Source organism: Planktothrix rubescens CCAP 1459/22, assembly GCA_904830895.1.
Classification (GTDB): domain Bacteria; phylum Cyanobacteriota; class Cyanobacteriia; order Cyanobacteriales; family Microcoleaceae; genus Planktothrix; species Planktothrix agardhii.
This window is the reverse complement of record LR882958.1, coordinates 292304-311607: the sequence shown is the minus strand read 5'-3', so window position 1 is coordinate 311607 and position 19304 is coordinate 292304. Positions and strand designations below refer to the sequence as shown.

At 40.0% G+C, this 19304-nt stretch carries 18 protein-coding genes; 14 read left to right on the top strand and 4 right to left on the bottom strand.

The genetic code is table 11. The features are described from left to right. Positions 1-12 precede the first annotated feature (12 nt). Positions 13-321 (bottom strand): hypothetical protein, encoded by a 309-nt coding sequence (locus NMG86_RS01540; RefSeq protein ID WP_026796859.1) that lies wholly within the window; start codon positions 319-321, stop codon positions 13-15. 217 nt (positions 322-538) lie between these two features. Between NMG86_RS01540 and NMG86_RS01535 the strand changes: the two genes are divergently transcribed. Together NMG86_RS01535 and NMG86_RS01530 are read left to right on the top strand one after the other, a co-directional pair. Next, the gene (locus tag NMG86_RS01535; protein ID WP_043938909.1) at positions 539-4054 is read left to right on the top strand and encodes a glycosyltransferase; all 3516 of its coding nucleotides are present in this window, start codon (positions 539-541) and stop codon (positions 4052-4054) included. A gap of 105 nt (positions 4055-4159) precedes the next feature. After that, positions 4160-5131, top strand: a complete 972-nt coding sequence (locus NMG86_RS01530; protein WP_026796857.1) for a GDP-mannose 4,6-dehydratase — start codon at positions 4160-4162, stop codon at positions 5129-5131. A gap of 64 nt (positions 5132-5195) precedes the next feature. On the opposite strand, the gene NMG86_RS01525 is transcribed toward NMG86_RS01530, so the two are convergent. Beyond that, the gene (locus NMG86_RS01525) at positions 5196-5318 is read right to left on the bottom strand and encodes a hypothetical protein (protein ID WP_329604079.1); all 123 of its coding nucleotides are present in this window, start codon (positions 5316-5318) and stop codon (positions 5196-5198) included. Between the two features lie 333 nt (positions 5319-5651). On the opposite strand from NMG86_RS01525, the gene NMG86_RS01520 reads away from it, so the two are divergent. From NMG86_RS01520 to NMG86_RS01510, 3 genes are read left to right on the top strand one after another with little or no spacing between them, the layout of a single operon-like run. Further along, entirely contained in the window at positions 5652-8981 is a 3330-nt protein-coding gene (locus NMG86_RS01520; RefSeq protein ID WP_052338597.1) for a CHAT domain-containing protein, read from the top strand. A gap of 49 nt (positions 8982-9030) precedes the next feature. Continuing rightward, a complete protein-coding gene (locus NMG86_RS01515) occupies positions 9031-9477 on the top strand; it encodes a hypothetical protein (protein WP_144018184.1) in 447 nt (148 codons plus the stop codon). A gap of 1 nt (position 9478) precedes the next feature. Then, positions 9479-10936, top strand: a complete 1458-nt coding sequence (locus NMG86_RS01510) for a hypothetical protein (protein WP_043938910.1) — start codon at positions 9479-9481, stop codon at positions 10934-10936. A gap of 102 nt (positions 10937-11038) precedes the next feature. Here NMG86_RS01510 and NMG86_RS01505 read toward each other — a convergent pair whose 3' ends face one another. Then, on the bottom strand, positions 11039-12094 hold the full coding sequence (locus tag NMG86_RS01505; RefSeq protein WP_026796855.1) for a glycoside hydrolase family 10-like protein: 1056 nt from the start codon (positions 12092-12094) through the stop codon (positions 11039-11041). Between the two features lie 299 nt (positions 12095-12393). On the opposite strand from NMG86_RS01505, the gene NMG86_RS01500 reads away from it, so the two are divergent. From NMG86_RS01500 to speD, 3 genes are all read left to right on the top strand, one after another. Next, positions 12394-12693, top strand: coding sequence for a hypothetical protein (locus NMG86_RS01500; protein WP_026796854.1), 300 nt, complete (start codon positions 12394-12396; stop codon positions 12691-12693). Positions 12694-12922: 229 nt separating this feature from the next. Beyond that, complete coding sequence (locus tag NMG86_RS01495) at positions 12923-13978, top strand: pentapeptide repeat-containing protein (protein WP_026796853.1); 1056 nt, start codon at positions 12923-12925, stop codon at positions 13976-13978. Between the two features lie 101 nt (positions 13979-14079). Further along, on the top strand, positions 14080-14499 hold the full coding sequence (gene speD / locus NMG86_RS01490; RefSeq protein WP_026788369.1) for an adenosylmethionine decarboxylase: 420 nt from the start codon (positions 14080-14082) through the stop codon (positions 14497-14499). A 280-nt stretch (positions 14500-14779) separates the two neighbouring features. On the opposite strand, the gene NMG86_RS01485 is transcribed toward speD, so the two are convergent. Beyond that, the gene (locus tag NMG86_RS01485; RefSeq protein WP_026788368.1) at positions 14780-15391 is read right to left on the bottom strand and encodes a hypothetical protein; all 612 of its coding nucleotides are present in this window, start codon (positions 15389-15391) and stop codon (positions 14780-14782) included. A gap of 157 nt (positions 15392-15548) precedes the next feature. Here NMG86_RS01485 and queF point away from each other — a divergent pair, with 157 nt between their 5' ends. The 6 genes from queF (at position 15549) to NMG86_RS01455 (ending at position 19275) form a co-directional block, all read left to right on the top strand. Next, the gene (gene queF / locus NMG86_RS01480; RefSeq protein WP_026788367.1) at positions 15549-15983 is read left to right on the top strand and encodes a preQ(1) synthase; all 435 of its coding nucleotides are present in this window, start codon (positions 15549-15551) and stop codon (positions 15981-15983) included. Between the two features lie 69 nt (positions 15984-16052). Further along, positions 16053-16250 (top strand): 50S ribosomal protein L35, encoded by a 198-nt coding sequence (gene rpmI / locus NMG86_RS01475; RefSeq protein WP_071782700.1) that lies wholly within the window; start codon positions 16053-16055, stop codon positions 16248-16250. Between the two features lie 37 nt (positions 16251-16287). Continuing rightward, positions 16288-16644, top strand: a complete 357-nt coding sequence (gene rplT, locus NMG86_RS01470) for a 50S ribosomal protein L20 (RefSeq protein ID WP_026788366.1) — start codon at positions 16288-16290, stop codon at positions 16642-16644. Positions 16645-16767: 123 nt separating this feature from the next. Next, positions 16768-17310 (top strand): tetratricopeptide repeat protein, encoded by a 543-nt coding sequence (locus NMG86_RS01465; protein ID WP_026788365.1) that lies wholly within the window; start codon positions 16768-16770, stop codon positions 17308-17310. 413 nt (positions 17311-17723) lie between these two features. Beyond that, positions 17724-17954, top strand: a complete 231-nt coding sequence (locus tag NMG86_RS01460) for a hypothetical protein (protein WP_026795009.1) — start codon at positions 17724-17726, stop codon at positions 17952-17954. A 232-nt stretch (positions 17955-18186) separates the two neighbouring features. Continuing rightward, a complete protein-coding gene (locus tag NMG86_RS01455) occupies positions 18187-19275 on the top strand; it encodes an amino acid ABC transporter substrate-binding protein (protein ID WP_026796852.1) in 1089 nt (362 codons plus the stop codon). Positions 19276-19304 lie beyond the last annotated feature (29 nt).

The following is a 19304-nucleotide window of genomic DNA, read 5'->3' as shown; positions in this document are numbered from 1 at the left end:
TTCCGCTAATTTTTAACCTTTAGTGAGTTGATACACCAGATAAAATACTAAACCCGCAATAGCAGGAATTGCCAGCAAATAAATCAATAAAACTTGAGAAATCCCACTAGCTACATATAATAAAGCACCGTAGGGCCCAAATACAAAGATCAAAAATAAAATCAGTTTAATGGGAGTCCATTTAACTGGTTTTAGGGTCTGTATATTCTTACCTGTTAAACCAGGTAACATCACAGATTTAGGTGGTTTTCCAAAATTATCATGTTTTCCTGATGGCTTCTGAACCTTCTTGCCTTTTTTTATCAGATCAAAACGAGACATACAAACCCTCCTTATCCCATAATATAGACCGGAAATTTTAACATCTAGGATTTTAAAGATTACACTTTAAAATCCATCATAAATTAGAAATTATTCAGATTTTAACCAGTATTTGGCTTTGATTCAAACCGATATCCAATCCGATTTACTCAAACTACTGATCATGTAAGCCAATAAGACTTATAATAACAGGTTGATTAGCTAAAATCGTATTTTTATGTTGAGTTCATCCCCTCGAGTTAGTGTTATCATTCCTACTTACAATGGCGATCGCTACCTTAGCCAAGCCATCGACAGCGTTTTGAGTCAAACCTACTCAAACTATGAAATTGTTATCGTTGATGATGGTTCAACGGACAATACACCCAATATTGTACAACATTATATAGATAAACACCGGAACCCATCTCTAATTCGTTATATTTTTCAATCTAATCAGGGTATGGCGGCTGCTAGAAATCGCGGAATTCATGAAGCAAGAGGAGAATTGATTGCTTTCCTTGATCACGATGATGTGTTTTTGCCTAAAAAATTAGAACATCAAGTTGCCTGTTTTGATGCTAACCCTAATGTAGCTATTGTCAATAGTGGTTGGCGTTTAATAGATCAAAATAACAACAAAATTTCTGATATTGAACCTTGGCATGAGTTACCCGATTTAACCTTAGAAATTTGGATAAAAAGAACTCCAATTTTACCAAGTTCTCTAATGTTTAGGCGAGAATCTTGGCAGCAAGTCGGAGGATTTGATTCTCGTTTTAATGGAGTGGATGATGTCGATTTTGTTTTGCGTTTGGTACTTCAAGGATATTCAGCAACTTGGCTCCCTGAAATTACCGTTAATTACCGACAACATGAGCAAACGATGTCTAATACAAAAGCCATAGAAAGAGCTAATCTTATGGTAGCTGTTCAAGATCAATTTTTCAGTCAGCCTAATTTATCCGATGAAATTAGACAACTCGAAAAACCTGCTCGATATGAAGCTGTCACTTGGATGGCATGGCATTTATATCATACCAATTATTCTCAAGAAATGGCTGAATTTCTCCAAAAATCTTTACTTTATACTGCTTATACCGTAGCGATTACTATTTCTGACTGGGTACATAGATTTATTGGTTATTGTCGTGGCTATGGTTACGAACTTGATTTAAAAAATTTCTATAATTTACCCGAATGGAAACAATTAATTAATAAAAATATTCCTCAAAATAAACCCAGGGTGAGTGTGATTATTCCCGCTTATAATTGTGACCAATATATTGAACAATGTGTAAAAAGTGTTCTCGAACAAACCTATACTAATTATGAAGTTATTGTTATTGATGATGGATCTCAAGATCAAACTCAAGAAATTCTCAAACCTTTTTTTCCTGTAATTCAATATATCTATCAAGAAAATCAAGGCGCGGCGAAAGCCAGAAATCATGGTTGTGAAATTGCACAAGGAGAATTTTTAGCTTTTTTAGATGGAGATGACTTTTTCTTACCTCAAAAATTAGCCGAACAGATCGCTACTTTTGATCATGATCCAACCATTGATTTTATCCAAAGTGGCTGGTGTATTGTTAATCAAAAAGGCATTGGAGTTAGTGTGATTATGCCTTGGTTAAACGCACCGGAATTGAATTTAGAAACTTGGGTTTTACATAAATGTGTGCGTCCTAGTGCTATGATTTTACGTCGAGAATGGTGGGAAAAAGTTGGAGGATTTGATCATCGTTATCCTCCTACCGAAGACTTAGATTTTGTCTTACGGTTATCCTTAATGGGATGTAAAACCGTTTGGTTAAAAGAAATTCATGCCTGTTACCGTCAACATGATCATAACTTAATGTCAGGGGGATTAAAAGTTATTGAAAATACTGAAATTGTTATGGATCAATTTTTTAATCATCCGAATCTTCCCGATCAAATTCGTAAATTACATCGAAAAGAAAGTTATGAGCGCTGGGTATGGTTAGCTTGGCGAATGTATCGAGATGGTTATCCCGATTTAATGATATATTGTTTAGAGAAATCCATAGAATATACTTTTTTCCCTCTAACAGAAACAATTTCTCAATGGCTTGATGCTTTTCAACATATTGCAGCAGACTATGGAGAAAACCTAGATACTTATGCTTTAATTAAATCTCAGGAATGGCAAACTGTTATCCATAAAATTATGAATCCCAAACTCACACCTCAACCCCAACCTACCTTAACTCCTCCCTCGAATAAACCCCATATTCTGTTAATGAATACCGATGATCCGGGTATTGGAGGTTTAGCCCAATATGATCATTTGATTTTATGTGAATTAGCTAAATTAGGATATCCAGTAACTGCTGTTAGACCTCAACACCATAACCCCTTAGTTGAGGCAGAAAAAGAGTTAGGAATTCAGCAATATTGGTTAGACTATAGTACCAGTAAAGATTTACCGCGAATTCTCAGAAATACCCAAGATGCAGAAACCCTTTATGATGAAATTAAACCCGATTTTATTATTTTTAGTGATGGCTGGCCTTACTCCCATTTTGCCGCTAAACAAACTGCAATTCAACGGAATATTCCATATATGATTGCCTTGGGATTAGCTATGCCAGAACATATTAATTTTACCATGGGAGATGGTGTTCCCTACGCCAAAGGAGTATTATATCAATATGGATTAGCCCGGACTTTTAATACCGCAGCTTACGAACATATTCAGATTTTACAAGACCAATTTGGCTTACCGAAAGATAAAGGAAATGTGGTCTATTATGGGCGCTCAGAAAAATATTTTGCCCCGCCTAATTTATCTACTCGTCAACGGTTACGGCAAGAAATAGGGATTCCTGAAGATGGAATTATGTGCTTAACAACAGCAAGATTAGCACCGATTAAAGGACATCGGTTTCAGTTAGAAGCGATCGCTCAATTAAAACACACTTCTATCTGGGAAAAATTATACTTTGTTTGGGCAGGAACAGGACAGGGAAGTGATCATGATTTAGAACATGAATTAAAGCAAAAAGTTGAGGAATTAGGAGTTAGCGATCGCGTCATATTCTTAGGGCAAATATGGAATATTCCCGACTGGTTAGATGCCTGTGATATCTTTATCTTAACCTCCCTAGCAGAAGCCGCCCCCTCCTTTGCTATTATGGAAGCCATGGCAAAAGGATTACCCATTATAGCCTCGGCTGCGGGGGGTATTCCCGAAGGATTAGGAGATACGGGAAAACTGTTAAGTGATCCTAATATTGATCCCGAAAAAACGGTTAATGAACTTGTTCAAAGTCTTCAAGAATTAGCAATTAATCCTCTATTATTATCTACAATGGGTGTAGCATCCAAACAACGGGCAGAAGAACTCTTTAAAGAAGACCGGATGTTAAAACAAACCCTAGAAATTATAGAAATTGCTTTAACTTCTCCCCAGGAAGATGACTTGATCAATTTACCCTTAACTAAAACAGAAGTAAAACAGCTTAATCATCGCCTCAAATATGCTTCATTACTTTGGAATGCTTGGTATTATTATACCCAAGGTAATCTATCTCAAATGGTTAACTTTCTTGAACAATCTTTAAAATACTCCCCCTTTGAATTTGCCACCGAATCTGTGTTAGAATGGGTGAATGATTTTGTGCGATTATCCAATTATAAAAACCATCCTTTGGATGCTTCTACCTTAAGTCAATCCCCAGAATGGAAATATGCAATGGAACGAATTTTAGGGATTGTTAGTCGTTTATAATAGTTTTAAGATTCCGATATTCCGACAGATTTCAATCTGTCGCTACACGGACGAAACACGCCTTCGCGGGTTATGAAATCAAACATTAAGGATTGTCAATTAAAGATGAAAACAGCATTAATTTGTGGGGTATCGGGACAGGATGGGGCCTATTTAGCCGACCTATTGTTAAAACAAGGTTATTCCGTTTATGGCACATCACGGGATGCTCAAATGTCTTCCTTTAGCAATTTATCCCGCTTGGGAATTCGAGAAAAAATCAAATTAGAATCTATGAGTCTCACGGACTTTAGAAGTGTATTGCAAATCTTGACTAAAGTTAAACCCGATGAAGTCTATAATTTAGCAGGTCAAAGTTCAGTAGGATTATCTTTTGAACAACCTGTAGAAACCTTAGAAAGCATGGCAATTGGCACATTAAATTTATTAGAAGCGATTCGATTTACAGGCGCTAAAATTAAACTTTATAATGCTAGTTCCAGTGAATGTTTTGGCGATACAAAAGGACTTCCTGCCGATGAAAATACTCCATTCCGTCCCCGCAGTCCCTACGCTGTAGCCAAAGCAACGGCTTTTTGGGAAGTCGCCAACTATCGAGAAGCCTATGGTTTATTTGCCTGTTCTGGGATTTTATTTAACCATGAATCTCCCCTGCGTCCCGAACGATTTGTCACCCAAAAAATTGTTAAAGCCGCGATTGATATTGCAGCCGGAAAACAAGATAAACTTTATTTAGGGGATATTTCAATTCAACGAGATTGGGGTTGGGCTCCAGAATATGTAGAAGCCATGTATTTAATGTTGCAGCAGCAAGAGCCCGATGATTATGTGATCGCAACGGGGGAAACCTATGCCTTAGAATCATTTATAGAAACAGCTTTTTCCTGTGTGGGATTAGATTGGAAAACCTGTGTTAAATCTGATAGTAATTTATTACGACCTACGGATATTGCAGTAGGTCGAGGAAATCCGGGTAAAGCAGAACAAAAGTTAGGATGGAAGGCAAAATATAAAATGCCCGATGTTGTAAAAATGATGATCGAAGCAAAACTCGTAGTAAGCCCTTCAGGGCTTTAATATCAAAATGAATTTACAATCATCACAGGGTTTTGGTGAGGTTGGCAAACCCCATTGGATAGAATTATAGATCAATACCGCTTGCTGACGAAATGGAGGGGGAAATAGCTGATAATGCCGAATAGGTTTGAGATAAAATACTAGATATTGCTTCAGCAATAAATTTTTCTCCGTTATAAACCGGAATACAAACACTAACTAAAGGTAATTCTTTAATTTCTTGATTTAAACCCTTATTAAACAGGACTTATTAACAGGACAACCTCTTAAAGTCCCCCAATTTTGGGGGATTTAGGGGGCAAATATTGCTGCTTTAGAAATCTGTTCTAAAACTGCTGATCTAGCCCCCTAGCCCCCAATTTGGGAGGAAAATAAATAATTAGGACTTTTTAGGGCGATTGCTATTATCATTGGTATGCGATCGCCTACTTTTGACTCGCTATATATAGCCTGCTTGCGTAAGTCCTGTTCAAGTTAAAATCAATATCAGCAACCCCAGCCCAGACCCAGGAATTGTGCCATGACCCCAGAACAGAAAAAAGCTGAAGCGGATCGCTTATTGAATCAAGGAGTTGAGGAATATGATCGTAGTCAATATCGCCAAGCGTTACAATCCTGGCAGCAAGCTTTAACGATTTATCAGGAAATCGGAGATCGTCAGGGAGAAGGCAATGCTCTATGCAATTTGGGCATTGCTTACTATTCCTTGGGACAGTATCAACAAGCTATCGACTATTCTCAGCAAGCTTTAACCATTGCACGAGAAATCGGAGATCGTTGCAGAGAAGTCTATGCTCTAGGCAATTTGGGCATTACTTACAATTCCTTGGGGCAATATCAACAAGCTATCGACTATTATCAGCAAGCTTTAACCATTGCACGGGAAATCGGATATCGTCAGGGAGAAGGCAATGCTCTAGGCAGTTTGGGCATTGCTTACTATTCCTTGGGACAGTATCAACAAGCTATCGACTATTCTCAGCAGTATTTAACCATTGCACGGGAAATCGGAGATCGTCGGGGAGAAAGCATTGCTCTAGGAAATTTGGGCAATGCTTACGGTTCCTTGGGACAGTATCAACTAGCTATCGACTATCATCAGCAAGCTTTAACCATTGCACGGGAAATCGGAGATCGTGGGGGAGAAGGCAATTCTCTGGTCAATTTGGGCAGTGCTTACAATTCCTTGGGGCAATATCAACAAGCCATCGACTATCATCAGCAAGCTTTAACCATTGCACGGGAAATCGGAGATCGTTACGGAGAAGGCAATGCTCTAGGCAGTTTGGGCATTGCTTACCTTTTCTTGGGACAATATCAACAAGCTATCGACTATTATCAGCAGCATTTAACCATTGCACGGGATATCGGAGATCGTCGGGGAGAAGGCTCTGCTCTGGGCAATTTGGGCATTGCTTACTATTCCTTGGGACAGTATCAACTAGCTATCGACTATAATCAGCAGCATTTAACCATTGCACGGGAAATCGGAGATCGTGGGGGAGAAGGCATTGCTCTGGTCAATTTGGGCAGTGCTTACAATTCCTTGGGGCAATATCAACAAGCCATCGACTATTCTCAGCAGCATTTAACCATTGCACGGGATATCGGAGATCGTCGGGGAGAAGTTAATGGTCTGAATAACTTGGCATCTATCTACGAGAACCTGCAACAAATCCCCCAAGCCTTGGAAACCTGGCAATCTGCCTTAGCTTTATCTTCTCCCCTGAAGTTTCCGGTAGAATATTTATTGATCGGGCGTAATTTGGGTGATACTGCCTTTGAGGTGGAAAACTGGCCACTGGCTATTACGGGCTATGAAGCCGCCCTGGATGCTTTAGAAGAACTCTGTCACCGCGATCGCTCCGATGCCAATAAACAACAGCGACGGCGTAAGAATGTTGGGGTTTATGAACGCCTTGTCCAAGCCTATCTGCATCAGAACCAGATAGATCAAGCCTTAGTCACCCTGGAGCGCGGCAAGTCTCGCAGTTTAATTGAACTCTTGGTTAACCGGGATTTATTGCCAAAAAATACCCCACCAGAGATTTGTCAACGGTTAGAACAGTTGCGTCGGGAACTTTCTGCCAATCAACGGTTTATCGAATCTTTGGGCGGCAATATTCTTGCTGCTGGTATTGATCCAGATTCTCCTCAAAGTCGAAGTGCGGGTGCTGTTAATCTTCCGATTGATTCTATTAATCAAATTCGGGAAACTTTGGTTCAGCAAAAGCAGGAATTAAATCAAGTTTTAGAACAGATTAAAGATTTTGATCTCACCTTTGAATATACCCAACGGGTGCAACGGATTAATCTATCAGAAATTCCGGCATTATTGCCAGAGAAAACGGCCTTAGTGGAATGGTTTATCGCGTCGGAAGGGATTTATGCGTTTATACTTTGGACTGATCCCGCCCAACCCCCCCTTCGGCAAGCTCAGGGCATAGCCTTAGAAAAGGGGGAGAAGGATGATCAATCAAGTTTTCGCGCTGATTATTGGCAATCAAAACCGGAAGCGGTGAGGGCGTTAGGGGAGTTGCGCGATCGCTATTTAAAAACCTATAATAGCAAAACCGACATCTGGGAAGATCAGTTAGAATCGTTTTTAGAAGAATTAGCCGAAATTCTGAATATTAATCATATTTTGAGTAAAATTCCCGCCTTCTGTCAACGGTTAATCTTAGTTCCCTATCGAGAATTACATTTATTTCCTCTCCATGCTTTACCTGTTGCTAAAAATAACGGAAAAACCGTCTGTTTGTTTGATCAATTTTCTCAGGGGGTGCAATATTTACCGAGTCTGCAAATGGGGTTAATGTCGTTAAAAAATATTGCCTTGCGGGAGGAAAATCCAGACCACGCTGTTAACAATATTCAATTATTTGCGATTCAAAATCCCACGGGAGAATTAGACTTTGCAGAATTAGAAGTGGATGTGATTGCATCTAAATTTACCGCTAATAATATTTTATCCCGTGAACAAGCTACTAAAATCGCCCTGACTCAACCCCCCAATAGTGACCTCTTTCGAGATGCCAATTATCTCCACTTTGCTTGTCACGGGTCGTTTAACTTTGAGTCTCCATTATTATCCCATTTGATTTTAGCAGGTGCGGTGGTTGACCCCCCCCGGCCCCCCCTTGGTAATGGGGGGAGTGAAGAACTTTCTGATCTTCCCCTTGGTAAAGGGGGGTCTAATCTTCCCCACCTTAGTAAGGGGGGGACTGAGGGGGGGTCTTATCTTCCCCATCTTACCAAGGGGGGGACTGAGGGGGGGTCTGATCTTCCCCTCCTTAGTAAGGGGGGGACTGAGGGGGGGTCTAACCTTCCCCACCTTACCAAGGGGGGGACTGAGGGGGGGTCTTATCTTCCTTGGAGAAAAGGTAAACAAGTCGATACCAATCAATGTTATACTCTACGCGAAATCTTTAGTTTATATTTCCCAAAAGGGGAATTGGTAATATTATCCGCCTGTGAAACGGGGTTAACACAATTTGATCAGACTTTAGAAGAATATATTAGTCTTCCTAGTGGGTTTCTGTTTGCGGGGGTTAAAAATGTGATTTGTAGTTTATGGCGAGTCAGTGATTTATCAACGGCGATTTTAATGATTAAGTTTTATGAACTGTTTCGGTCTGAAAAGTCCGTGAGTTTGGCCTTAAATCAAGCCCAAAGCTGGTTAAGAACCGTTGATAAAGAAAACCTCATAAAATGGTTGGATGCGCTACAATTAAAACCAGAATCCAAACAAAAACTCCGTCAACAGCTAAACTTAGGGTTGCGTTCATCAACCTATCAACCTTTTAAAGAAGCTTATTATTGGGCGGGTTTCTGTGCGATTGGAAAATAGGTTAAAATTATCTTGATATTCTATTATTATCAATTCGTTGAGGAAATAAATGATGCAAGACTCTATTGAAACCCTAGTCTGCTTTTTAGAACTGTTAGAAATTCAACCTCCCATTCTTCAAGATCAGGATAAATCTAGTTTAACCGGATTATTAGAACAATTGGAAAATTTAGAGCCTGGTGAAATTCAACAAGCTGCAAATTCTATTGAAAAATGGTGTGGAGATCATGAAGAACAGTTAAAACTATATGATCAAGCTAAGAAGGGAAAATCTCGAAAAGACCTTGATGAAATTAGTGATCGTCATCCTCATAACGGTCGCTGGATTATTCCTAATTTTCAACTCGAAACCTCAGAATATTCTCAATCAGAAAATTCCTATTCTGAAGTCAGCACTTTAATTATACCTGCTCCTGAAAGTAGCGAAGATTGCCAGGTTAAAGTTCCTATTCTGGATTATATTAAGCAAATTTTAAGCAAATGGATTAATAGTTAAGATGATAGAAAAAGTTTATGCTCCCAATTTACATTTATTTGCCTTTCATCTCTACAAAGTCTTAAGGAATGATGGCAATAATAGAGTTGAAAACCCTCAAAAACTTTTTGATAAGTGTTATCAAATATTGGAAAAACTACGTTTTTCAGAACGGTTGAATCTTGCTCAATATGATGATGAAGTTTCCGAAAAATCCAAAAATTCACTGATTAAAATATACGGGAAACTCCCTAATAGTGAAATCCCAATTGCTGGAAGGATTTATCCCCAATGTCTGCATGATAGTTATGCTGTAGCGTTTAATTTACGTCGTCCCGAACAGGAAAACGGCAAAAAAACAGAAGAAATATCGTTAGATTTTTTCCTAGAAATTAATCCAGATCAGATATTTTTACCCAAATTTGTTAATAGTTCCCTCGGACAAACTTTATTAATTACTGCTTTTATTCCAGAGGAATTTAAACAAAGCTCAATTAAAGATTTAGAAATTTTAGCTCAAAAATGCTTAGAAGAATTTATCCCCAATAATCAACAACGTCCTCCCCTACAAAACCAAGGAGAAGTATTTGGAAGTCCTATTTTTGAATATGATAATTTAAGTCAAATCAATCTTGATTCTTCAGATATTCATTACTGTCATGTTTTAATTTGGTTATTCCGAGAGAATCAAAGCAGTGAGGATTTTATTGATTGTTATTCTGAATTTATTGATTTATTTTTTTATCGTAATAAAGTGATTACAGCCTACCAGCAAAGCCTCAAACAATATGAAAAAGCCTTTAAATGTTATGGTGAAATTGAAGGGGAAATCAAAAGTTTAAATGAGTTTTTAAATCAGGAAATAACAGATGAATCTTTTTTAAATGAAGCAGACTTAAAGTTTCTTAAACAAAAACTTAAAGCTTTATCTCACCAAGATTTTAGCTATTCTCAAACCCTCCGCAATTTAAAACATTATAGAAATACAATTGGAATTAATAGTAAAAACTATAAACAAACTTTAAAAACTATTCAACGGAAATTAAAAGAAAAATCTCCGATTAATTCCGAGCAAAAATTAGATTTCTTTCTAGCTTTTATTAATGAGGATAGTCAATATTTTCAAGAACGAATTAAGGATGAACTCAACTATTTTGTTGAAGGTTCTACTTTAGTAGATCGAGCGATCGCATCTATTCGTGGTATTATAGAAATAGATCAAACTGAAAACCAACTAGGTCATGAAGAACGGGACAAAGAAAACAATTATGACCTGCAAATCACCATTTTAGCCGTCGGTACAGGAATGAGTGCGGGAGGCATTACAGGCTCTAGTTCCGGTCTATTATTAAATCAATATGCGACTGATTATCCCGTTATAACCTTTGGAATATCCCTTACCCTTAGTTTTATAGTTGCGTTATTATCGGGTTTATTCATATTTGGCATTGGTAAAATCTTTAAAAACAAAAAAACCTAGAAATTAAATTAGAATTAATCAGTTTTTTCGCCTCAATTGTGAAAAATTGAGGACTCAATTTGACTCCCCAATTTTGGAAAATGAAACGGCCCTGCTTGACCCCTATCTCAATTTAGCAGGAATAGCATAGGGGCCTTTTTTCAACGCAGTTGCCAAAGCATTATTATTCAATCTTAGGGCTTCATAAAAGAAAAATATTTCTCCCTGAACTCCTTTAAAACGATTATAGTCAATTGACTTTAATAAATCATCAGTCGTAATGCAATAGGAACCTATTTTTGCTAAAATTCCTGGAGAAAGTTTCGGTAACTGCCAATCCCTAAACTGAACATCAACCAATTGATCAACTAACCCTTTATAACTCCAAAAATTGCGTCGATATAATTGAGGGTGAATCCAATCAACTAAATCTTGATCAATCCAAGCAATATAATCCTGTAAATATTCATCTAAACCCCATTTATAAACACTTGGAGCCATAGAAATCATCAAATGGGGTTTAATTGCCTTAACTTCTCGACGCAAACGAACTAAAAAATTGGTGAGAATATTCGCCCGCCATTGTACCCATTGGGGGTCTTTATGATAGCTCGGAGGTTGACGCCCAAATTCATCCCGATAAAGAGCAATTGTTTTCGGATCATACCCTCCTTCCGAGGGCATTGCAGGCATCCGGTCATCACCCTGAATCCCATCAATATCGTATTTTCTCACCACTTCTAAGACTAAACTTAGAACAAAATTCTGCACTTCTGGGTCAAAAGCATTCATCCACTCAAACCCATTTTTAGCAACTAATCCCCCCGTGGAATTAATCCCCGACCAGCCAGGTTTTTGAGATAAAATTCGGCCCCCATTTTGTTGATAGGAACTCGCAAACCCAAATTCAAACCAAGGAATTACTTTCAACCCAACTCGATGACCTTCCTCAATCACTTCTTGTAACGGGTCACGTCCCTTAGAATAGAAATCAATTTCAATCCCAAAGGTTTGAGCCATCACCTGAGAGCGATACAAAGTTACGCCCTTATTCCAAACCACCGGAAACACCACATTAAAACCCGTCTCCACCAAGAATTCCATCGCTTCAGCAATGGTCTGTCGAGAAAACATAACTCGACTATCCGTATTAGTTAACCAGACACCGCGAATTTCCATAAAACCTCCTGAAAGCGATCACACTTTAATCTTAGTATGGAGGCTTTCCCGGTTTAGTGATTCAGTCCTTAACACTTTTAGTTTGACTCAGATCCAACCTAACTTGAAAAACCCACATTGCCGAGTTGAGCCTCCAGCGATTATGATTAGTTTAAGAAACAATTTTGATCAATCGAGGCAAAAAGATCAGTTAATCTTTGATCCTAACCCACAAAAATCCCCTAACTCTCAAGGGAAGGCAGTTTTGCCTAAACTCTCGTAGGATTAGGAAGAAGGGGGGTTTAGGATTAAAACATCCTATGAATATCCCAAATCAACAGCGATGGAGGAGTTTCTTCCGGGTTAGACTTTTAGCCCGTCGTTTTCATCTGAAACCGACATTCGACCCAAGCTCGGTTAGTTTACCCGTTTTTGGGTTATCCCAAATCAAGGGTTATCCAGTCCTATCTAAGACTTCTCAGCACTTTCGTTCTTGTATTATTTTATATATGCTGCGGGATATTCCACTTCAGCCGCACTATGATTTTCAGCAATTCTGTTTAGTAATAATCTGGCGATTAATCGCCCAATACACCTATATTGCGGGTGATACCAGTTAAGCCCGATTCACTTTGGGGTTAGCCATTCACCTGAATATAGTTAAGTAGCAATGTCCGATACAGTTAGATTCCCACAAAGAATTTAGACTGAATCTGATCTGGGTTGATTTATCTATGATCACAGACTAATAGGCATTATTTGGCATTTTTTCCCTTGCCATGAACTGCGTTAAAGCAATTCGTGGTCATTTTTCACTATTTACACATTAAATAAAACCGTTCATTTTTTATGAAGGCTAATGAAAGCATCGATGTCGATAAGTTATTAACTCGATATGCTACAGGAGAGAGAAATTTTAGCGGTATCCATCTGATGGCAGCCTGCTTGAAACAGGAAAATCTAAATCGGATTAATCTCAGTAATGCCAACTTACAAGGGACTAACTTATCCCGCGCTCGCCTAATTGGAGCGAATTTGAATGGGGCTGATTTGAGTCAAGTTAACCTCTCCATGGCCATTCTCGTTGAAGCTAATCTCAGTGGGGCCAGTCTTACCGATATTATTTTACGCAATGCTGACCTGAGTGGAGTCATGTTCAGTGGTGCGATTTTGTCCCAAACCGATTTGACCGGGGCGAACTTGACCGGAGCTAGTTTAATTTCAGCCTGTCTCCTGAATGGTTGCAAACTCAACGATGCTATTCTGGTCGGGGCAACCCTCAGCCGAGCAATTTTAAGCGGCGCTGATTTAAGTGGTGCTAACTTAACTCGAACCATTTTAACTGAAGTTGATCTCAGTGGTGCTAATTTAAGTCATGCTAAATTAGTCCGAGCTTACATAAATCAAGGTAATCTGAGTGGGGCTAATTTGAGTCATGCCGATCTGAGCGAGGCTAGTCTGCGAGACGCTAATCTTTGTGTTGCTAACCTAATGGTTGCTAACTTACAAGGGGCGGATTTAAGTGGCAGCAACTTAAATGGAGCCAACTTAAAAGGAGCCTGCCTCCAAGACACAAATCTTAAAGATACCTATTTAAACGGTTTAAACTTACAGAATGCTGATTTAAGACGCAGCGATTTGACTAAGGCTAATTTGCGCGGGGCTAACCTCAGTGGCGCCAACTTAGAAGGTGCGACGCTCTTAGGAGCCGATTTGCGCGGGGCGAACTTGAGCCATGCTAATCTCACCGGAGCCGGACTGCTTTTGACTTCCCTCAAAGGAGCAAATTTAACCGGAGCTAATCTCTGTGCGACTAACTTAATCGGTGCGAGTCTCAATATTGATAACCTGAACCCAGCCAGCCTCGAAGGAGCAATTCTGCCCAACGGAGCCAGCTATTCTTAGAGATTCTGAGCGGTTTCGATAAAACTCTTGCACAATTTCTGAAAAGGTGTGATATGATGGGAGGGTTTGATACACTTTAGGGTGGAGGTAAAACCCGAAGAATGAAACAATTGGGAACCCATCTGGTCGTTGACGCTTGGCAGTGTCCTGCAGAACTTCTGAACGATCCTGAACGCATCCGTCGCGCGATGCTTGATGCAATTTCTGCTGGGGGGGCTACCCTCATCGACTTATGTGTACACCAGTTTAGTCCTCACGGAGTAACTGCAACAGCCACTTTGGCTGAGTCTCACATTGCCATTCACACCTGGCCAGAATTAGGCTATTTCGCTGCTGACTTATTCTTTTGTGGAGCAGGCAATCCTCAGCGAGCCATTAAGTTTCTAGAAACCGCGCTTCAAGCCAAACAGGTAAGATCGAGAGAATTCAAACGCGGTTATGAACCCGACGAGACTGAGATCCCAGATTCAATTAGCGAAGAATCTTTAGCAACTTTAGTTGAAACTGGAACTCGCGGTTAGAACCCGTTCATCGGTTATCCGAGTCAAGTCAAATCGAAACAAAGGATTGTGTTTCTCATCCTTTCGTTGGTATTGATAATTTCCTAAAATTCAATAGTGAAACTATTAATACCAACACCGAGCTAACACAATCAATGTCCCTTCTGGAAACTACATTACAGCCACTCGATAAGCTGATTAATTCTTAGAAAGTTGCATTAATATCTACAACTTCAGAAACAGTATTGGCGGAGGGTTTTCCTTCCGCTTACTTATTACCTATTACCTATTACCTCTCATACTAGCGCTGTTGGTTCAACAGAGGACGAACAATCCAATAACCAGCACCAAAGGCGACTACTACAATCAAAACAATTGATATAATTAACCAAAACCCGCTCAATTCAGAACGCTGAGATTTAGACATCGGGCGTAACCGGGCCTCTGTTGGTTCTGTAAATAAAGGTTGTGCTATTTCTGGAATTAATGGGGGTTTGGGAGACTCAGAAAACGGAAAACTGGGTTCATTTCCCCTCGGTTCAAGTTTAATTGAGGGGGAAATTTCCATCATGGGGGAAGTAGTTGGAGCGGCTCCGAGATGGGTCGGAATTTCAACGCTAAAAGAACTGGCCCCTGGGGATGAAACTTGAGATTTTTTCCCCTGACTGATGCCTTGAGCTTTATTAATAGCCTGGTGCAACCCAATGGCAGATTGCACAACGTTTTCTAATTCTTGCCTAAGTTGTTGATTTTGCTGGGTTAGCTGTTGATTTTGGGTTTTGAGCGTTTGGAGTTGAGATTGAACGGTTTGCAACTCCGCCGTAACTTCCCGATAGATAGAAATGGGAATTGATGGAGAGTAGTTACTCGATGCCACTGACGGATTAGGACTAGAGGCGTCAGCATTTTGCATAGGACGACTTGTAATTGAGGGTGAACATTTTATTAGAAACTTATTATGTTTTACAATACCTGTGATTAGAACTATTTGAACGAATTTTTTCCAGCAATTGCAGAAAAATTCACCCTGCCATCACTACACTTTAAAGAGTTACTGTTGAATCCTAACTATGAGCCACTCTTACTCCGAACCCACAGAATCTGCCACCGCCAGTCCAGAAGCATCAAAATATGGTGAACGGGAAATCGAGGAAGGACAATTGATTACCTTTCCTAATCCTAGAATTGGTCGTCGCTATTTCGTTGAGATTATCTTACCCGAATTTACCTGTAAATGTCCTTTTTCTGGATATCCCGATTTTGCCAAGATTTATTTAACATATCTTCCCAATGAGCGGGTGGTGGAATTAAAATCGATCAAACTGTACATTAATAGTTACCGCGATCGCTATATTTCCCACGAAGAATCGATAAACCAGATTTTAGATGATTTTGTTGCCGCTGTCGATCCCTTAGAAGTCAGCATTAGAGGGGATTTTAACCCCAGGGGGAATGTGCATACGGTTGTTGAAGTCGAACACGAGAAGCTAAACCCCAAACTCTAAAACTCAGGACTTGTGAGAATATCAACTCCTATGATAAAATTATAGGCTGTGTCGAATTTAGGCGAATCCATGCCCAAACTCAAAACTCGGAAATCCGCAGCCAGACGATTTAAAGTTACTGGTAGCGGAAAAATTGTGCGTCGTAAGGCTTACAAAAGCCATTTGTTACAGCATAAAAGCTCCGCTCGCAAACGGAATCTGTCTAAGATGGCGCTGGTGAGTGAGACTCAAACAGACAACGTGCGTTTGATGCTGCCCTATTTGTAAGCCTCTAAACGAATTTTATTAAAGGAAACAAACGTAAATGACCAGAGTTAAGCGCGGTAATGTTGCTCGCAAACGCCGCAAAAAAATACTGAAACTTGCCAAAGGATTCCGGGGTTGTCAGTCTACTAACTTCCGCACCGCGAATCAGAGAGTCATGCAGGCGTTGAGAAATTCCTATCGAGATCGTCGTAACCGCAAACGGGATTTTAGACGGTTGTGGATTACTCGGATTAATGCCGCGGCTCGGATTAACGGAATTAGCTATAGTCAGTTAGTTGGCAATATGAAAAAAGCCGATATCTTACTGAATCGTAAAATGTTAGCTCAACTTGCTGTTTTAGATCCTCAAACCTTTGGGAAAGTCGTTGATCTTGCCAAGAGTGCAAACAAGTAGTTTTAACCACTTAAAACCGCCTGTTCAACTGAATAGACAAAATTGCCCATTGTTAGCTAAGGTGAAGGATAGATTTAATTCGATCCTTCACCTTTGTGTTGAAAAAACTCTCCTTTTAAAATTATGGATAAGAACCTTCCCATTGCCTATTTATTACTGTTAGTGGGGTTACTGGCAGCCGCCATTGTCTTTGTGATTCGTCAAATTATTAAAACCCGTCGGATAGAAAGCACCCTTTTTGATCTACAAACTAAATTATCAAAAGAACAGGGAAACGCACAGGAATACTATGAATTAGGAAGTATTTATAATGATAAAAAACTCTATTCCCAAGCCGTTACCGTATTACAAAAAGCCTTAAAAGCCGGGGAAGATGAAGCTCCTGAAAACCTAGCCATGATTTATAATGCCTTGGGATATGCTCATCTAGCTAAAGAACAATACGATATTGCCATTCGTCAATATAAAGAAGCCTTAAAGTTAAGTCCCATTTACCCCTCCGCTTCTAATAATTTGGGTTATGCCTACGAAAAGAAAAAGCTAACAGCCCAGGCTTTAGAGGCCTACGAAGAAACATTAAAAAACGATCCCGATAATCAAACCGCAAAATATCGGGCCCAATCCCTACGCAAACGAGTTGGAATTCCCTCAGAATCAACTAAGTAAGGGGAAATAGGGGGAGTCGGGGAGGTATAGCAACCGTGCCTGGGGTGTTAGGACACCAGACGGATGTTGGAACCCAGACGGTGAAGTCTTTTCCCCCTGTTCCCTAGCCCCCCCCGTGCACGCAGGGTTTGGGGGGCTGTTCCCTAGCCCCCCCGTGCACGCAGGGTTTGGGGGGGCTGTTCCGGTGTTCCCTGCTATATTTGTCAAGATTTAATGCAAAGGATTAAGAGAATTGTACCTGTTGTGACATCTTGTATATTTTTGCTTGCAATTTGAGAAAACTCGGTTATTCTTGAAATTTGAAGAAAGTATTAAGCCTTCTCCTAAATGGCGAAGGCACTTTCTAAGTCACTCAGAAAAACACTGTTATTTTCTGTATAGAAACTAACAAAACTGCATCCATCGGAGATTTTATGACTCCTACAATGCTTCGTCAACTTTGGTCACTGGTAGAAACTACTCAAGCATCCACTTTGGTTGATCTTGATGATGCGAGTCTTGTCCAGTGTTTGGTCAAACAGTTGAAAAAACAAGCTGGCATTAACGCCAAAGAAGCCGATCTCTTAAAGGATTATATCTGCTCTCGGATTGCTTTAATTCGAGATATGGCAGAAGCCCGCCTATCTGGAGATGCTTCGGCTTAACCTCCATATTCCAATAGTTTCAAATTCTGTGAAAGTATAACTATGGGGGCATCTTTCTTAAAGGGTTGTATGGAAAATTATCAGATTAAGTTGACACTCCACTGTCTAAAAGTGATTAGACTCATTTCTTTGGTAAGATGAAAGCGTTTGAGGTCGCTCCTTGAGAGTGAATCACCTCAATACGGTTATGGTTTGTCAACTTGTCTAACTCATACACCCACAATATAAAACTATGAACAAATTTGGTTCTTTACTGGTAGCAACCCTATTGTTAGTTGCATCCCTAACAGCCTGTGAATCATCGAATCCTACGAACACTGCTACAACTTCCTCTGGGGGAGACTCAACGGCTGCTAAAGGAGGAACAGGCCAAAGTCGTCTTGATATTGTCAAGCAAAGGGGAAAACTCATCTGTGGAGTTGATGGCAAAATTCCCGGATTCAGCTTTGTGAATGAAAGTGGCCAATATTCGGGTCTGGATGTAGATATCTGTAAAGCCGTGGCCGCCGCCGTTTTTGGTGATCCGAATGCGGTTGAATATCGAAATTTGGATTCTACAGAACGATTTGAAGCCTTAAAATCGGGGGAAGTCGATATACTTTCTCGAAATACCACCTGGACAATTAGCCGTGATACCTCCGTTGGCTTAGAATTCGCCCCGACTACATTCTACGACGGTCAGGGGATGATGGTTGCTAAAGATAGTGGGATTACTAAATTGGAAGATTTAGCAGGTAAAGCCATTTGTGTTGAGGCGGGAACAACTACCGAACTGAACCTAACTGATGCCCTGCGTCAAAGAAATATCAAGGCTGAAACCGTTACCTTCCAGCAATCTGACCCGGCTTATGCTGCTTATGTAGAAGGTCGATGTCAAGGGATGACCTCCGATAAGTCCCAATTGGTTGCCCGTCGCAGTACCCTCCCTAATCCCGACGATCATGTTCTTTTGGATGTTACGATGTCTAAAGAACCCCTGGGCCCGGTAACAGTGAATAATGATTCCGCTTGGTTTGATGTGGTGAAATGGACAACTTATGCTTTAATTGAGGCCGAAGAATTAGGAATTAATCAAGGGAATGTGGATCAACTCAAAACGAGTGAGAACCCTAATATTAAAAGATTTTTAGGAACAGAAGGCGACCTCGGTAAAGGTGCTGGATTAAGTAATGATTTTGCGGCTAATGCGGTTAAAGCTGTTGGCAATTATGGTGAAGTTTACGAACGCAATTTAGGTCAAGGTTCACAATTTAAACTGCCCCGGGGACAAAATGCCCTATGGACAAATGGGGGTTTAATGTATTCTCCACCTTTACGCTAAAGTCAGCAATGTAGAGACGTACCATGGTA

Excerpts from the sequence above, each read along its gene's own strand:
- rpmI (WP_071782700.1), top strand. The coding sequence starts at position 16,053 with ATGCCCAAACTCAAAACTCGGAAATCCGCAGCCAGACGATTTAAAGTT.
- NMG86_RS01535 (WP_043938909.1), top strand. The coding sequence starts at position 539 with ATGTTGAGTTCATCCCCTCGAGTTAGTGTTATCATTCCTACTTACAAT.
- speD (WP_026788369.1), top strand. The coding sequence starts at position 14,080 with ATGAAACAATTGGGAACCCATCTGGTCGTTGACGCTTGGCAGTGTCCT.
- NMG86_RS01460 (WP_026795009.1), top strand. The coding sequence starts at position 17,724 with ATGACTCCTACAATGCTTCGTCAACTTTGGTCACTGGTAGAAACTACT.
- NMG86_RS01520 (WP_052338597.1), top strand. The coding sequence starts at position 5,652 with ATGACCCCAGAACAGAAAAAAGCTGAAGCGGATCGCTTATTGAATCAA.
- NMG86_RS01515 (WP_144018184.1), top strand. The coding sequence starts at position 9,031 with ATGATGCAAGACTCTATTGAAACCCTAGTCTGCTTTTTAGAACTGTTA.
- NMG86_RS01540 (WP_026796859.1), bottom strand. The coding sequence starts at position 321 with ATGTCTCGTTTTGATCTGATAAAAAAAGGCAAGAAGGTTCAGAAGCCA.
- NMG86_RS01530 (WP_026796857.1), top strand. The coding sequence starts at position 4,160 with ATGAAAACAGCATTAATTTGTGGGGTATCGGGACAGGATGGGGCCTAT.
- NMG86_RS01485 (WP_026788368.1), bottom strand. The coding sequence starts at position 15,391 with ATGCAAAATGCTGACGCCTCTAGTCCTAATCCGTCAGTGGCATCGAGT.
- NMG86_RS01455 (WP_026796852.1), top strand. The coding sequence starts at position 18,187 with ATGAACAAATTTGGTTCTTTACTGGTAGCAACCCTATTGTTAGTTGCA.
- NMG86_RS01465 (WP_026788365.1), top strand. The coding sequence starts at position 16,768 with ATGGATAAGAACCTTCCCATTGCCTATTTATTACTGTTAGTGGGGTTA.
- NMG86_RS01500 (WP_026796854.1), top strand. The coding sequence starts at position 12,394 with ATGAATATCCCAAATCAACAGCGATGGAGGAGTTTCTTCCGGGTTAGA.
- queF (WP_026788367.1), top strand. The coding sequence starts at position 15,549 with ATGAGCCACTCTTACTCCGAACCCACAGAATCTGCCACCGCCAGTCCA.
- rplT (WP_026788366.1), top strand. The coding sequence starts at position 16,288 with ATGACCAGAGTTAAGCGCGGTAATGTTGCTCGCAAACGCCGCAAAAAA.
- NMG86_RS01495 (WP_026796853.1), top strand. The coding sequence starts at position 12,923 with ATGAAGGCTAATGAAAGCATCGATGTCGATAAGTTATTAACTCGATAT.
- NMG86_RS01505 (WP_026796855.1), bottom strand. The coding sequence starts at position 12,094 with ATGGAAATTCGCGGTGTCTGGTTAACTAATACGGATAGTCGAGTTATG.
- NMG86_RS01510 (WP_043938910.1), top strand. The coding sequence starts at position 9,479 with ATGATAGAAAAAGTTTATGCTCCCAATTTACATTTATTTGCCTTTCAT.